Below are 14,308 nucleotides of genomic sequence, written 5' to 3'. Positions count from 1 at the left end.
CGTCCGGCCAGCGGCTCCGCCGACGTAGCGCCATCTGGACCACATGAGCAGCGACGCCATGAAGTGTGAATCGCGCTGACAACAGGTGATGTCTCACAACTTCGAGACTGGGTGAACCAAATGTGGTCCAGATGGTTCTACGTCGGGAAGACCCCGGCCCGGCGGCCAGGCTCTCAGGAGTTGAAGCGGTTCTGGGTGGCCGCGAGGCCTTCGTTGATCAGGGCCTCGACCGCGTCCGCGACGCGCGAGGTCTGGACGCCGTACTCCTCGCGCAGCTTCGCCGGAATGGGGGCCAGCACGTAGGCCGCCGGGTCCTGACGGCCGGGCGGGCGTCCGATGCCGTAGCGCACCCGGAAGAAGTCACCGGTCCCGAGGTGTGAACGCATGGACCGCAGGCCGTTGTGACCGTTGTCGCCACCGCCGGACTTCAGGCGGAGTTGGCCGAAGTCGAGATCCAGTTCGTCATGGATCGCCACCACATGGTCGGGGGCGATCTTGTGGAACGCCGCGACCTTGGCCACGGACGCCCCCGACTCGTTCATGAAGGTGCGGGGCTTCAGCAGGACGACGCGCGTGGCGTCAGCCCCGATGCCCCCCATGCCAGAGGCCGTGAGACGCGCCTCGGCGACGTCCCCGCGCATGCCGCGCGGCGCCGACCAGGACGCGCGCGCCCTCGCGGCGAGTTCGTCGACGACCATGAAGCCGACGTTGTGCCGGGTGGACGCGTAGGTCGGGCCCGGATTCCCGAGCCCGACCACGAGCCATGCAGCCAAGGTGGATTACTCCGATTCGGCCTCGTCGGCCTCGACCGGAGCGGGAGCCTCGCCACCCTCGAGCGAAGCCTCGAGCGCCTCCTCGGAGATCGGGGCGGCGACGGTGAGGACGAGTTCCTCCGGGTCGCCGGCGATGACAGAGCCCTGGGGCAGGGTCAGGTCGGCGGCGGTGACCTGGTGGCCGATGCCGAAGCCGGTGACGTCGATCTCGACGTGGGCCGGGATGTGGGTGGCCTCGGCCTGCAGGGCGATGGTCTGGAGGTCCATGTTGAGGATGCCCTCCTCGACCTCGCCGATGACGTTGATCGGGACCTCGACGACGACCTTCTCGCCGCGGCGGACGATGAGCAGGTCGACGTGCTCGAGGAAGCCCTTGATCGGGTCGCGCTGGACCTGCTTGGGCAGGGCGAGCATCTCCTTGCCGCCGTCGATGCTGAGGGTGAGCAGCGCGTTGGCGGTGCGCAGCGCGAGCAGGGTGTCGTGGCCCGGCAGCGCGACGTGGACGGGGTCGGTGCCGTGGCCGTAGATGACGGCCGGCACCTTGTGGTCGCGGCGCAGGCGGCGCGAGGCGCCCTTGCCGAACTCGGTACGGCTTTCGGCGGCGAGCTTGATCTCGTTCGACATGTGGTTCTCCTCAACCTTGCTTCGAAGACAGGGGCCTGGGCAAGGGAGCGCCGTGTCGATCACGGGACGTGAGTCCCCTCGCCAAGCAACCTGTCCATGGTAGCGGACGCCGTGGGCACGGCCAAACGCCGACCGGGTCGGCGCCGGGGACCCGGAGGTCCACGACGCCGACCCGGTCGCGGGACAGCGAGGTGCGGTCAGCGGCGGCGCTCCTCCACCAACTGCTTGAGCACGCCCGGTTCGAGTTCGGCGAGCTCGCCGACCAGGATCTGCTTCTCCAACCTCTCGAGCTCTGCGAGCGACAGGGTGGACAGGCGGGCGAGGACGGCCTGGCGTGCGTCGTCCGGCGGCAGCTGGGGCTGCGGGGCCGGGGACGGTGCCACCTTGCCGAGGTCGCGGTTGCCGCCGCCCTTGGGGACGGTCATCACGATCGACAGGATGGCCAGGACGCAGAAGAGCAGGTTCACGCCGATGGCGATCATGCCGGCGGCGCGCAGGCCGGTGTTGGTCTGGGCGCCCTCCATGGTGACGACGTTGCCCAGGAACTGGCCACCCGCGCCGGCCATGCCGGTGAAGACGGCCAGCGAGATCGCGGCGCCGATCGCGCCACCGAGGGAGGAGGCCATCTTGTACTCGCTGCTGATGTCGATCTGGACCATCGGGCTGATCGTGCTCAAGCCGCTGCTCGGCGTGCTGAACGACAAGGTCGGCGTCCTCGCCGCGATGGCCATCGCGCTGGGGCTGCAGGCCGGCTTCTTCCTGTTCCTGCCCCACTTCGCCGCCTTCGGGACGATCATCCCGATGTTCGCGATGCTGCTGATGTCGTCCGGCATGTCGACCGGCACGGTCGAGCCACCGCTGCTGACCGCCCAGTCCATGGGTCCTCGCGACTTCGGCAAGATCTGGTCGGTGGCGGGTTCGGCCTACACATTGGGCATGGCGGTGGGCGCACCGATCTGGGGATTGGCGTACGACCCCGTGTCGAAGTCCTACACCCTCGGCTTCTACCTCGCCCCCGTGGTGTTGGCCATCGTCCTCGTGCTGGCCGCGGTGGGCCTGCGGGGCGGACGGCGCAGGCACGAGGCGATGCACGCCGAGGAACTGGCAGCCTGGGAGGCCGACAGCCCGGCGGTGGGCGCCTGAACGAGCGACCCAGCGCTCGGCGACCCGGCGGACGCCTACAGGTGGGCGCCGTCGAACAGGCTGGTGACCGAGCCGTCCTCGAAGATCTGACGGATCGCCTCGGCGATCAGGGGCGCGATGGACAGGACGGTCAGCTTCGGGATGTTGATCTCGTCGCTGATCGGCAGCGTGTTGGTGACGATGATCTCCTCGAAGGCCGAGGCGTTGAGGCGCTCGACCGCGGGGCCCGACAGGATCGGGTGCGTCGCCGCCGCGATGACCTTCGCCGCGCCGTGGTCCTTCAGCGTCTGGGCGGCCGCGCAGATCGTCCCGGCCGTGTCGATCATGTCGTCCACCAGCAGGCACACACGCCCCGCGACGTCACCGACGACCTCCCCCACGGCGACCTCGTTGGCCTTGTTGGGGTCGCGGCGCTTGTGGATGATCGCCAGAGGCGCGCCGAGCTTGTCGGTGTAGGCGTCGGCCAGGCGGACGCGGCCGGCGTCCGGGGAGACCACCGTGAGGTTGTCGAGCGGGTAGTTCTTCATGATGTACTCCACCATCACCGGCAGCCCGATGAGGTGGTCGACGGGGCCGTCGAAGAAGCCCTGGATCTGCGAGGCGTGCAGGTCGATGGACATGAGGCGGTCGGCGCCCGCGGTCTTGTACAGGTCGGCGACCAGGCGGGCGGAGATGGGCTCGCGGCCGGCGTGCTTCTTGTCCTGGCGTCCGTAGGGGTAGAACGGCGAGACGACCGTGATGCGCTTGGCGGACGCGCGCTTGAGGGCGTCCACCATGATGAGTTGCTCCATGAGCCACTCGTTGACCGGCGCGCAGTGGGACTGGATGACGAAGGCGTCACAGCCGCGGACGGACTCCTCGAAGCGCACATAGATCTCGGAGTTGGCGTAGGTGAGGGCTCGGGTCGGGACGAGGTCGACGCCGATGAGAGAAGCCACCTCTTCGGCCAACTCGGGGTAGGCGCGCCCGGAGGCGACGATCAGATGCTTCTCGGACTGGCGCTTGATCCCCGTCACTGCTCGGAGGTTCCTTCCCTCGTGTCGCTCGCTTCGACTGCGGCCCGGTGCGTCTTGGTTCCGGCGCGGCGACTCTCCACCCAACCGGGAATATTACGCTGCTTGCCCCGGGCGATGGCCAACTCCCCGGGCCCGACCTCGTCCGTGAGCGCGGAACCGGCGGCGACGTAGGCGCCGTCCGCCACCTCGACGGGGGCGATGAGCACCGTGTTGGAGCCGACGAAGCTGTACCGGCCGATGGACGTCCGGCTCTTGTTGACCCCGTCGTAGTTCGCGAAGATCGTGCCCGCCCCGATGTTGGCGCCCTCGGCGATGTCGGCGTCACCGGCGTACGTGAGGTGCGGCACCTTCGCTCCGGGGCCGATCTTGGCGTTCTTGGTCTCGACGAACGTGCCGATCTTGCCGCCGGCCCCCAGCTCGGTGCCGGGACGGAGGTAGGCGAAGGGCCCGACGGACGCGCCCGCGCCGATGACGGCCAGGCTGCCGTGGGTGCGGACGACGGTGGCGTTCTCCCCCACCTCGACGTCGACCAGCGTGGTGTCCGGGCCTATGGTGGCGCCCGAGGCTACCGACGTCGCACCCTCGAGGCTCGTGCCGGGGAGGATCGTCACGTCGGGCGCGAGGTCGACGGTGTCGTGCAGCCACGTGGTGTCGGGGTCCACGATCGTGACACCGGCACGCTGCGCCCTCTCGATGAGCCGGCGGTTGTACTCCTTGTTCAAGGTTGCGAGCTGGACCCGGTCGTTCACGCCCTCGGTCTGCCATCGGTCGGCCAGGACGAGCGAGTGGACGGGCAGCCCCTGGGCCCGGGCGAACCTGACCACGTCGGTCAGGTACAGCTCGCCCTGCGCGTTGTCGGTGGTCAGGGACTCCAGCCCCGCGCGCAGGACCTCCGCCTCGAAGACGTAGATGCCGGCGTTGATCTCCCGGATCGTGGCCTGCTCGGGGGTCGCATCCTTCTGCTCCACGATCGCCGCGACCTGGTCGCCGTCGGCGTCCCGGACGATGCGCCCGTAACCGTGGGGGTCGTCCAACTCGGCGGTCAGCAGCGTGACGGCGTCCCCGTGGGCCCGGTGCGCGGCGACGAGGTCGAGGAGCGTCTCGCCGGTCAACAGCGGGACGTCGCCGTAGGTCACGACGACCTCGCCCTGGATGTCGTGGATCGGGGCGAGGCCGCAGCGCACGGCGTCCCCGGTGCCGTTCTGGTTCTCCTGGACGGCCGTGATCACGTGGGGGGCGATCTCGGCGAGGTGGGCCTCGACCTGCTCGCGCTCGTGGCCGACCACCACGACGAGGTTCTCGGGCGTCAGGGCGTCCGCGGCGCTGATGGCATGGCTGAGCATGGACCGTCCGGCCACCTGGTGGAGCAGTTTCGAGGTGCGTGACTTCATTCTCGTTCCGGCGCCCGCGGCCAGGACGACCACTCCCGCCACTCCGCGTTCCTGTGCCTGCTCGCTCATGGGGCGCTCTCCTGACCGTCGGGGCTTGGTGCGATGCTCGCCATCCTAGCGAGGAGACCCCACCGGGCGCCCGCGTCAGGGGACGGCGGACATCACGGGGGGCCAGGCGTTCCTCGGGCCGGGCAGGCCCAGCAGCGGCCGGAGCACGCGTTCCATCGGCCGCTGCAGGAACCGGACGCCCGCGTGGTCGCTGGGCCCCAGGCGGGGGACCAGGAGCGCGCGCGTCCCCGCGCGGCGGGCGGCCAGGACGTCCTTGAACATCTGGTCGCCGACCATGAGGACCTCACCGGGCGCCACCTCCGCCAGCCGGACCGCGGCGAGGATCATGTCCGGCGCGGGCTTGCCGTGCTTGCGCGGGTTGGGGTGCGGATCGGCGGGGTCGACGCAGTCCTCGGGGGTGATGACCGCCGTGACGTGGGGTTCGAACAGGCGGTGCACCTCACGGACTCGCTCGCCGTAGCAGTTGCTGACGACGAAGGTCTCGTACCCGGCCTCGGCCAGGCCACGGAGGTGGTCGGTCGCGTCGGCGGGGACCGTCGGGGCGTGGTAGTCCGTGATGGTGCCGTCGATGTCGAAGCACAGCGCCCTGACCTGCGGCGCGAGGACGCGGAGGTCGGCGGCGGCCAGGTGCGCGACGGCGTCGATGACGAAGTCGGGGCGGATGGCTCCCGCCCGGCGTGCGACGGTGGTCATGGCTCGAACCTACCGGGCGTCGCGGGTGTCGTCAGGAGAAGCCGTCCGTGTCGGGTGGAATGGGGTGACGTCGGGGTCTGGACGCCGCCGACCAGCGGGTTCACACTGGTCCTGCCACTGGACGCAGCTCTGGTCCCGGTCCTGCGTCCTTCACCCCCACCGAGATGACCACCCATGTCCACTGCCGAACCAAGTCTCGATGTCTGCGTCCTGGGCATGACCACCTTGGCGCGCGACGGCGTCGACGTGGCGTTGTCGGCCGCCAAGCTCCGCGCACTGCTGGCCGTCCTGGTCCTCGCGGACGGCCGAACGGTCACCGTCGACCGGATCGTCCCGGCGGTCTGGGGCGACCGCCCTCCCCGGTCGGCCCACAACACACTTCAGAGCTACGTCGTTGCGCTCCGCCACGCCCTGCACCCCGGCCGGACGACCCGGGCCCCGGACGGCATCCTCGTCACGACGGGGTCGAGCTACCGGCTGCGCCTGGGTCCGGACGCCGTGGACGCGGAGCGGCTGGGCGTCGCCACGTCCGAGGCGGAGGTCCTCGTCGCCCAGGTGTCCGATCCCTGGCTGCCCCGCGTCACCGACGACCTGGCGCCCGCCGCCTCGGCCTCGATCGCGACCCTGAGCAAGCTGTTGCGCGCTTGGCGTGGTGAGGCGTACGCCGACCTGGGTGACCTGCCCGAGGCCTCGGCCGAGCGCGCGCGCCTCGACGAACTGCGCACGTCGGCCCTCGAACTGGGCCTCACCCTCGCCCTGGGGCTCGGGGCCGTGCACCTCAGCCTCGCCCAATTGGCCCAGGTCTGTCAGGAGCGCCCGTTCAACGAGCGACTGACCGGGCTGAGGGCGCTCGCCCTGGCCCGGGCCGCCCGGCAGGGCGAGGCCCTCCGGGTCATCGCGACGCTCCGGGAGCGCCTCGACGCGGAGCTCGGGATCGCGCCGGTCCCTGATCTCGAACGGGTCTATGCGGCGATTCTCCGCTCGGACCCGGCCGTGCACGGCTCTGCCCGTCATGTGACCGTGTAGGTGCCCACCGATCCCTTGATGAGTGTGTTCCCCCGGTCGAGCGACACGCGGCAGGTCGCCCCGACCGGCACGCTGACCAGGTTCGCCGTCATGGTGGCGTGCGGGACGTCGCCGTAGGGGGCGGGCTCCGAGTACACCCACCCGACGATGGCGTCCCGCTGGACCGAGTCGGCCGGACCCGACGCCTTCGGCCCGAACCAGCACTCGTTGACGAACGTGTACTGGTGGTCGACGACCGGGGCATCGCTCAGCACGGACACGTCCACCTCCACCGACGAGCCGGACACCGCGGGTCCGAGCAGGTCGGTCGTGCCGGATGCCGGACCGGCGTGGGCGGTGGCCGGCGCGACGACGAGCAGCAGCGCCGTCAGGACACCCGTGGCGATCTTGTTCATGGTTCCTCCTCCTGCCCGCGCGTCAGCCGCACACGGTCGTGTCAGGCTGCTCGGCGTACCCGAGCTTCCACTTCAAGGGGGTCGTGCCCGGCTCGATGGTGTCGGCCTCCCAGATGGCGTCAGCGATGCACTTCTGGCCGTCGGCGTCCACCCACACCCCCATACCGGTGGTCGTCTGGGTCTTCATGACCAACACACCGGTGGCGGCGGGGTCGAGGTACTGCGGGATCTTCGTGCCCGTGGTGCCCTCGATGAACCAGGGGTCGTTGCAGCCGAAGTCGCGCTGGGAGTTGTGCTGGTCGCTGTAGGTGCCGTGGTAGACGGTCGTCCTGATGGAGACGTCCATCTTCATGCAGTGGTCCTTGAACGGCGTGGCGGCGTCCACATAGACCCAGCGCGCCCCGTTGGGCCCGGCCTGGAAGGGCGCGAGCGCCTCCTTGAGGGTGTTGTTGAGCTTGGTGAACACCTGGTCGAGGAGGAGCAGCGCCGGCGGCAGTTGCAGCCAGCGGGTCGTGCACGTGAGCGCGGTGTCGACCAACGGCGTGCACAGCAACGGGACGTTGGTCGTCGCCGACAGGGCGGACGGGTACGGGTTGGGGTAGTTGACCACCGCGATCACCAGCGCGGGCCGCTGGGAGGCCATCATCCGTGTGTACTGCAGGGCCGTGGTGTAGTTCGACCTCAGGTCACTCCAGATCGTGGGGTTGGCCAAGATGGCGGCCGCGCAGGCGTTGGCCTCCGCGAAGTCGTGGTCCTTGACCTTCTTGAAGCAACGGTCCACGAGGTCGACGATCGTCGCGTTCTGCTCGCCGAGCTGGATCGTCAGGAGGTCGGGACGCTTGTTGTAGGCATTCGCGACCCCGCCGCCGGTGAGGTAGGCCGACGACGTCTGACCGTTCTTCCCCTGGTTGTAGGCGACCCAGCCCACCTTCTGCAGGTGGTTCTCCAGGAGCTGCTCCGGATAGCGCTTGGCGTCGTCGTTCAGGTCGTGCCCGGCCGGGATGTCGTCGCCGCTCGCCACGTAGATGCGCGGCCCCACCGCGGCGTCCGCAGTGGTCGGTGCCACCACGGCGGACGCCGCCGCCAACCCGGCCAGCGTCAGGGCCAGCAGGGCCCGGACGCCACGGGTGCGGGTTGTGCTCATGGGATCCCCCTCAGCTGACGACCATGACGGTGTAGTCGGCGTAGTTGTTGGCGTTGGTGAACTCAGTGGTCAGGGCCGTCGGCGCCAATTCCACCCACGTCGAGGCGGCGAAGAAGTCCCCCGCGTTCGGGGCGGTCGCGGTCGTGGCGAACGTCGCTCCCGCGCCCCCTGCGAGGTCACCGGTGCACACCCACCAGTCGAACCCAACGACTGACGACGGGTCGAGCGCACACGTGAAGCCGGCCGGCGCCGCCCCCATCGACGAGGTGGCTGTGGCTCCGAACACGTAGAGGTTGACCTTCACGTTGGGCGTCCCCGCGTTCACGGTGGACAGGTCACCCACGTTGACCACGGTCGTGGTGAACGTCGCCGTGCCGCCCTGCTGGACGGGGCTGGGCGCCCCGACGACCTGGGCCGCGACGAGGTCGATGCACGGCGTGCCGGTGCAGAGGTCACCCTCGACCGTGGTGACGGCGGTCTCGTCATTGTTGCCCTCGTTGGACTCGGGCACATGGTGGCCCGGGTCAGCGGTGGCCGTGAGCGTAAGCGTCGGCGGAGTCCCGGGAACCACTCCGGCCACGACGGTGATCGTCGTGTTCCCACCGCCCGGCAGGACGCCGGTGCAGGTGAGCACGGCCCCGGACGGCGTCCCACACAGGAAGCCGTTGCTGCCGCCGGCGGACGTGAACGAAATGCCGTTCTGCGGCAGGTCGATCCGCACCTCCATCGGGTCGGCGGAGGTTCCCGCCTCCGCCGTTCCGGCGTTGGTCACGACGACCGTCCACGTCACGGCGTCGTTCACGTTGACCGGGTCCGGGGCGTCCGTGATCGGCGAGACGACGAGGTCGACACTCGCCCCACCCGCGGAGACGCCCACGCTGCCCGCGTTGTTCGCGGTGACGGTCTCGGCGCCATCGGTCGACACCGTGGCCGTGTTGGTGAAGGCCGCGGTCGCCGTGCTGTTCACGGTGGTGTGCACGGTGATGACCGTCGACTGACCGGCGGTCAGGCTGGGGCCGGTGCAGCTCACGTTGGGTGCGGCGCTCGCGGAGCAGTCGAACCCGTTGGTGCCGTCCGCGTTCACGAAGTCCACCTGGCTGGGCAGCGCGTCCGTCACCGCGATCGCACCGGTGGTGGGCCCGTCCCCGACGTTCGACACCGTGAGTATGTACGTCAACGAGTCACCGGCCGTGACCGTGCCCTTGTCGGCGGACTTGTTGATGCTCAGGTCCGGCTTGGGGGGCACCACCACGGTGATCTGGTGGGCACAGTTGTCGGTCTCGTTCGTCTCGGCGACGGTGCTGTCCGGGTCGACGCACGCCTCGTTGTCGAGCTGGCCGCTCTCGGCCGTCACGAACACGTGCACCGTGATCTCGACGTCACCTGGCGGCATGTCACCGATGCACGTCACGACGTTGACCGGGTTCTCGCTGACCGAGCACCGGAAGTTGGTGCCGGCGTCCACCCACAGCGGGATCAGCCCGATCGGCAGCGTGTCGACGACCTTGACGCCGTAGGCGTTGTCCGGTCCGCTGTTGGTCACGGTGATGCGGTAGTCCTGCTGGGTGTTCTGGCTGGCAGAGCTGGGGCCGGACTTGGCGATGGTGAGGTTCACCCCCGGCCGCACCTTGGTGGTCACGGACGCGGCGTTGTTGGTCTCGTCACTCTCCGGGATGGCGTTGCCCGGGTCGATGGTGGAGTTGTTGACCAGGTCGACGAACACGTCCGCCGGGGAAGCGGACAGGCTCGCCACGTCCAGCGGGGCGATCACGACCACGCTGATCGTCCGGGTGGTGGGCGCGGCTCCGCCCAGGTCGGTGCTGCCGTCGAGGGTGCCGCCCGTGCAGACGACGGACGTCCCCTGCAGGCTGCAGGCGAACGACCCCGGCGTGTTCGGAGCGGTGTCGGACGCCGACACGAACGTCGACTGGGCCGGGAGGTCATCGCGGACGACCACGTTGAACGCCGGGTCGGTGCCCGCGTTCGTCACCGTGAGGGTGTAGCTGATCTGTCCGCTCGGACGGACCTCGGCCGGGCCGCTCTTGGCGATGCGCAGGTCGATGAACCCTGCCCCGACTGTCACGGAGGTGGTGGCCTGGGCGGAGTTGTTCGACTCGTCACCCTCGGGGATGAGGTTCTCGGGGTCGACGACCGCGGTGTTGGTGTACGTGCCGGGGATCGGCGACGCGAACGCCTTGAGGTGGATCGTCCGCTGCTGGGGAGCGCCGGACTGGGAGAGCGCGGTCCCACTCAGCGTCGCGCCGGTGCACGTGACGACGCTCGCGGCGACCGAGCACGTGAACGCCAAGGGACCGGGCGTCGTGTCGGCGGCCTCGATGTAGGTGAAGCCCACCGGCAGGGTGTCGCGCAGCACCACGTTGGTGGCCGGATCGGTGCCCGTGTTGCCCACCACGAGGTCGTACTCGACGACGCTGCTCGTGGCGACCGTGTTGCCGGCCGGGGCGGTCTGCGTCTTGCTGATCGTCAACTCGTTGAAGGCACCGATCGTGGAGTCGCCTGTGCTGACGGTCGTGTCCTGGGTGGCCAGGTTGTTGGTCTCGTCGTACTCGCCGATCTCGTCGAGCGGGTCGACGCGGACCTCGTTGTGCATGGTGCCGACGGTCGGCATGGCGAACACGACGATCGTGATGGTGGCGAAGTCGTCCGTGTTGGGCGTACCGACCGGGCCGGCCGGGTCATAGAACTCGGCGTTGGTGCCGAGCAGGTGCCCGCCGACGCACTCGACGATGCCGCCGGTGGGTGAGCCGTCGTGGCTGCAGGTGAACCCATGTGCGGTGTCGGAGCCCACGGAGCGGAACCGCGTGCCCGCTGGCAGGGTGTCGCGCAGCCGGATGCCCGAGGCGTCCTGGGTGCCGACGTTGTCGACGGTGATCGTGTAGGTCTGGGTGCCGCTGGTGGCGACGGGGTCGAACCCCGCGGTCACGTTCTGGGCGCCCGGTGGGTCGACCAGGGAGTCGTCCTTGCGGACGACGAGGTCGATGCCCGTGCTGACCTGCGTGGTCTGGGAGAACGTGTTGTTGGTCTCGTCGGCCTCGTAGAGAGCGTTGTTCGGATCGACGGTGACCGTGTTGCTGATGGTGCCCACGCCGGCGGGAGGAACGACCAGCAGGGTGAGTGTGCGGGTCGACTCGGCGGGGATCGTGCCGCCCGTGCAGGTGACGACGCCCGCGGCGTCCACTGCACAGGTGAAGCCGGCGTCGCTGCTGTAGCTGTCCAGGAGCACGCCCGCGGGCAGCGGGTCACGCACGGTGACATTGCCGGCGACCTCGATGCCGCTGTTGCCGACGGTCACGGTGTAGGTGAGGCCGCCGAGGCAGCCGGGCGCCGCGAGGAGCGTCGGCACCGCGCCGCCGGCCGGGGCCATTCCGGTGGCGGTCTGGGCCAGGTGCGTGGCACCACTGGGCCACGAGGACGCGCAGACGGGGTCAGGGGCGTCCGCCTTGGTGACCGAGAGGTCGACGGCCGGCTTGACGACGGTCTGGGCCTGCGCGGTCGCCCGGACGCCGACGTTCTTGAGGTTCGCCGTCGCCGTCGCCGTGTTGAGGATCTTCGCGCCGGCCGGGAGGGTCACCTGGCCGGTGATGGTGATGGTCTGGCTGCCGCCGGGGTTGAGCGTGCGGAGCGAGCAGGTCACCTCCGGTGCGGACACCACGCAACCGCCCGTGTTGCCGATCGTGCCGTTGACCACGACTTGGCTCGCGGTGATGCTGGCGGCCTCCAGTCCCTGGGTACCGTCGACCGTCACCACGTCGTCGGCGCGCGTCGTCGACGTGTTGGTCACGACGATCGTGTAGGTCAGCAGGGAGCCGGGCGTGACCGGGTCCGGGGCATCGACGTTCGTGATGGTCAGGCCCTGCGGGGCCGGTGCGGACGTCACCGCGGTACTCACGGTCGCCGAGGCGTTGTTGAGTTCGTTCGACTCCTCGACCGTGTTGCCGGGATCGACCGAGGCGGTGTTCGCCAGGTTGGTCGCGCCCGCGGGGGCGGTCACGCGCAGGGTGATGGTGCCGTTGGCACCGGCGTTCACGCTGCCGCCGGTGCACGTCACGGTGACGGGGTCGCCGCTCGGCGAGCAGGTGAACAGGCTGGTGGCGTCCGCGGAGACGAACGCGACGCCGGCCGGGAGCGTGTCCACCACCGTGATGCCGGAGGCGGGCACGCCGCCCACGTTGTTGACGGTGAGCACGTAGTTGAACGACGAGTCGACGACCACGCTGGAGGGGCCCGTCTTGCTCAGGGTCAGGTCGGGCAGCGTGCCGCCTCCGCCTCCGCCGATCGTGCCCGACACGAGGGTCTGCAGCGTGGACGACGTCGTGAAGTTCTGCGCCGCCTTGGTTCCCGTCACCGACACGGTGTTGTTCAGGGTGCTGCCCGCGGGCGCGGTGACCACGCCGCGGATGGTGACCGTGGCCGACGCCCGGCCGCTGAGGCTGCCGAGGGAACAGGTGACCTTGAGGCTCGTCTGCGCGCAGGTTCCGGCCGTGCTGGTCAACACCAGTTGGGGCGGCGTGCCGATACCCCCGACACCGTTCACCTGGTCGGTCAGGTTGACGTTGGTGACCTGGGCCCCGCCGGCGTTGGTGACCGTGATGGAGTACGTCAGTTCGTTGCCCGAGGCGACGGGACTCGGCGTGGCGGTCTGCGTCACCACCAAGGGGCTGGCCGGATCCGCCTGCGCCGGCGCCGCGCCGAGCAGGCCCGAGAGGACCAGGACGAACGCGAGGACGAGGTGGACGACGGGGACTCGGAACTTCTTGGCGGATTCGGCGTTCATGACGTCGCTCCTGTCGGGCGCGTGGGAGTGGGGCACGGAAGCTGTCCTCGTCATCGTCGACCTGCCCGCGTGCAATCCACCTCCGGCCGGCGTGGGCGCGACTGGTGTGCGAGGTGCGTATGAGTTGCGTGCGACTGGGATGCGCCGTGGCACGCGACGGGGCAGGACCGCGGAGGCGGTTGGCGTGCCTCGGTCCGTCCTCCATGTGGGCGCCAGAATTGCCGCGGGGCCACTGAGCATGACCGAGGTCAGGACGGCCGTGACCGTCGAGCACCCCGGGTAGGAGTCGAACCTACTTCGCTAATCCTGATTCAAAGTCAGGCGGGCCCTGCCGAAAGACCAACCGGGGTTCGGACGCCGCCGGCGTCCGACAGCCGAGTCTAGGCCACAGGCAGGCCATCGTGCCCACTCGCGGGCCTGCGTGGAGCCCTCGGCACGGTCAAGGGGAGCCCTCGGCGCGGTGAAGGGGAGCCCTCGGCGCCGGGAAGCCGAGCCCTCGGCAGCTTGAAGGGGAGCCCTCGGCGGGGGTCCCATTGGCAGGTTTCGCCCGAGCAGGCCAGACTGGCCCGGTGACCTCGTCCAACCCCGCCACCGCGCGTGCCCGCCGCGGGCGCGTCCGCATGACGCGCGCGGAGCGACGGGAGCAGCTCATCGAGGTGGCCCGCGCGCTGTTCGCCGAGAAGGGGCTCGACGGCACCAGCGTCGAGGAGATCGCCGGGCACGCCGAGGTGAGCAAGCCCGTCGTGTACGAGCACTTCGGGGGCAAGGAGGGCCTCTACGACGTCGTCGTCGACCGTGAGGTCCGTCGCCTGCACGACTCGATCTATGCCGCGATCAGCCGCCCCAACACCGACCCCCGCTCGCTGATCGAGCTCGGCACGCTCGCCCTCCTCGACTACATCGAGGAGGAGCCGGACGGGTTCCGCATCATCAGCCGCGACTCGTCCCCGTACTCGCGGGGCGGCAGCTTCCAGACGATCCTGTCGTCCATCGCCAGTCGCGTGGAGGGCCTGCTCGCGGCCCAGTTCCAGCGCCGCGGCTTCGACCCCGGGACCGCTCCCCTGTACTCCCAGATGCTCGTCGGCCTGGTGGCACTGGCCGGGCAGTGGTGGGTGGAGTCCCGCGAGAACACCACCCTCACCAAGCCCCAGGTCGCCGCCCACCTGGTCAACCTGGCCTGGCACGGCATGCAACGGTTGCACCCTCAGCCGGTCCTGCGGGTCACCGACGTGGAGTGAC

At 69.9% G+C, this 14,308-nt stretch carries 12 protein-coding genes and 1 tRNA gene; 3 read left to right on the top strand and 10 right to left on the bottom strand.

The window, feature by feature from the left end; translation table 11 throughout:
* Nucleotides 1-173 precede the first annotated feature (173 nt).
* From pth to AC5YDV_RS04775, 3 genes are all read right to left on the bottom strand, one after another.
* On the bottom strand, nt 174-773 hold the full coding sequence (gene pth / locus AC5YDV_RS04785; protein ID WP_496183219.1) for an aminoacyl-tRNA hydrolase: 600 nt from the start codon (nt 771-773) through the stop codon (nt 174-176).
* A gap of 6 nt (nt 774-779) precedes the next feature.
* Entirely contained in the window at nt 780-1,397 is a 618-nt protein-coding gene (locus AC5YDV_RS04780; protein WP_496183218.1) for a 50S ribosomal protein L25/general stress protein Ctc, read from the bottom strand.
* A gap of 197 nt (nt 1,398-1,594) precedes the next feature.
* Nucleotides 1,595-2,056 (bottom strand): hypothetical protein, encoded by a 462-nt coding sequence (locus tag AC5YDV_RS04775; protein ID WP_496183217.1) that lies wholly within the window; start codon nt 2,054-2,056, stop codon nt 1,595-1,597.
* Between AC5YDV_RS04775 and AC5YDV_RS04770 the strand changes: the two genes are divergently transcribed.
* Complete coding sequence (locus AC5YDV_RS04770; protein WP_496192401.1) at nt 2,040-2,540, top strand: MFS transporter; 501 nt, start codon at nt 2,040-2,042, stop codon at nt 2,538-2,540. The genes AC5YDV_RS04775 and AC5YDV_RS04770 overlap by 17 nt on opposite strands.
* A 35-nt stretch (nt 2,541-2,575) precedes the next feature.
* On the opposite strand, the gene AC5YDV_RS04765 is transcribed toward AC5YDV_RS04770, so the two are convergent.
* The 3 genes from AC5YDV_RS04765 to AC5YDV_RS04755 all read right to left on the bottom strand — a co-directional run bounded on the left by AC5YDV_RS04765 (nt 2,576) and on the right by AC5YDV_RS04755 (nt 5,709).
* A complete protein-coding gene (locus AC5YDV_RS04765) occupies nt 2,576-3,556 on the bottom strand; it encodes a ribose-phosphate diphosphokinase (protein ID WP_496183215.1) in 981 nt (326 codons plus the stop codon).
* Nucleotides 3,553-5,016, bottom strand: coding sequence for a bifunctional UDP-N-acetylglucosamine diphosphorylase/glucosamine-1-phosphate N-acetyltransferase GlmU (gene glmU, locus AC5YDV_RS04760; protein WP_496183214.1), 1,464 nt, complete (start codon nt 5,014-5,016; stop codon nt 3,553-3,555). The genes AC5YDV_RS04765 and glmU overlap by 4 nt, the downstream gene beginning before the upstream one ends.
* Nucleotides 5,017-5,091: 75 nt before the next feature.
* Nucleotides 5,092-5,709: a YqeG family HAD IIIA-type phosphatase gene (locus AC5YDV_RS04755; RefSeq protein ID WP_496183213.1), complete on the bottom strand. Its 618-nt coding sequence runs from the start codon at nt 5,707-5,709 to the stop codon at nt 5,092-5,094.
* A 174-nt stretch (nt 5,710-5,883) separates the two neighbouring features.
* Here AC5YDV_RS04755 and AC5YDV_RS04750 point away from each other — a divergent pair, with 174 nt between their 5' ends.
* Nucleotides 5,884-6,735 (top strand): AfsR/SARP family transcriptional regulator, encoded by an 852-nt coding sequence (locus AC5YDV_RS04750; protein WP_496183212.1) that lies wholly within the window; start codon nt 5,884-5,886, stop codon nt 6,733-6,735.
* On the opposite strand, the gene AC5YDV_RS04745 is transcribed toward AC5YDV_RS04750, so the two are convergent.
* The 4 genes from AC5YDV_RS04745 to AC5YDV_RS04730 all read right to left on the bottom strand — a co-directional run bounded on the left by AC5YDV_RS04745 (nt 6,720) and on the right by AC5YDV_RS04730 (nt 13,419).
* Nucleotides 6,720-7,130 carry a hypothetical protein gene (locus tag AC5YDV_RS04745; protein ID WP_496183211.1) on the bottom strand — a complete coding sequence of 137 codons (411 nt, stop codon included), beginning with the start codon at nt 7,128-7,130 and terminating at the stop codon, nt 6,720-6,722. The genes AC5YDV_RS04750 and AC5YDV_RS04745 overlap by 16 nt on opposite strands.
* A gap of 22 nt (nt 7,131-7,152) precedes the next feature.
* Complete coding sequence (locus AC5YDV_RS04740) at nt 7,153-8,274, bottom strand: SGNH/GDSL hydrolase family protein (RefSeq protein ID WP_496183210.1); 1,122 nt, start codon at nt 8,272-8,274, stop codon at nt 7,153-7,155.
* 10 nt (nt 8,275-8,284) lie between these two features.
* Nucleotides 8,285-13,069 (bottom strand): CARDB domain-containing protein, encoded by a 4,785-nt coding sequence (locus AC5YDV_RS04735; RefSeq protein ID WP_496183209.1) that lies wholly within the window; start codon nt 13,067-13,069, stop codon nt 8,285-8,287.
* Between the two features lie 271 nt (nt 13,070-13,340).
* Nucleotides 13,341-13,419 (bottom strand) — tRNA-Gln (locus AC5YDV_RS04730).
* Nucleotides 13,420-13,689: 270 nt separating this feature from the next.
* Here AC5YDV_RS04730 and AC5YDV_RS04725 point away from each other — a divergent pair.
* On the top strand, nt 13,690-14,307 hold the full coding sequence (locus AC5YDV_RS04725; protein WP_496183232.1) for a TetR/AcrR family transcriptional regulator: 618 nt from the start codon (nt 13,690-13,692) through the stop codon (nt 14,305-14,307).
* Nucleotide 14,308 lies beyond the last annotated feature (1 nt).

This window comes from Propioniciclava sp. LT432 (assembly GCF_059515965.1).
The sequence above is the reverse complement of the archived record's forward strand: the minus strand, read 5'-3'. Positions and strand labels throughout refer to the sequence as shown.

Bases quoted from the DNA above. Each gene is read 5' to 3' on its own strand.
- AC5YDV_RS04780 (WP_496183218.1), bottom strand. From the start codon at position 1,397: ATGTCGAACGAGATCAAGCTCGCCGCCGAAAGCCGTACCGAGTTCGGC.
- AC5YDV_RS04770 (WP_496192401.1), top strand. From the start codon at position 2,040: ATGTCGATCTGGACCATCGGGCTGATCGTGCTCAAGCCGCTGCTCGGC.
- AC5YDV_RS04775 (WP_496183217.1), bottom strand. From the start codon at position 2,056: ATGGTCCAGATCGACATCAGCAGCGAGTACAAGATGGCCTCCTCCCTC.
- glmU (WP_496183214.1), bottom strand. From the start codon at position 5,016: ATGAGCGAGCAGGCACAGGAACGCGGAGTGGCGGGAGTGGTCGTCCTG.
- AC5YDV_RS04755 (WP_496183213.1), bottom strand. From the start codon at position 5,709: ATGACCACCGTCGCACGCCGGGCGGGAGCCATCCGCCCCGACTTCGTC.
- AC5YDV_RS04750 (WP_496183212.1), top strand. From the start codon at position 5,884: ATGTCCACTGCCGAACCAAGTCTCGATGTCTGCGTCCTGGGCATGACC.
- AC5YDV_RS04745 (WP_496183211.1), bottom strand. From the start codon at position 7,130: ATGAACAAGATCGCCACGGGTGTCCTGACGGCGCTGCTGCTCGTCGTC.
- AC5YDV_RS04740 (WP_496183210.1), bottom strand. From the start codon at position 8,274: ATGAGCACAACCCGCACCCGTGGCGTCCGGGCCCTGCTGGCCCTGACG.
- AC5YDV_RS04735 (WP_496183209.1), bottom strand. From the start codon at position 13,069: ATGAACGCCGAATCCGCCAAGAAGTTCCGAGTCCCCGTCGTCCACCTC.
- AC5YDV_RS04725 (WP_496183232.1), top strand. From the start codon at position 13,690: ATGACGCGCGCGGAGCGACGGGAGCAGCTCATCGAGGTGGCCCGCGCG.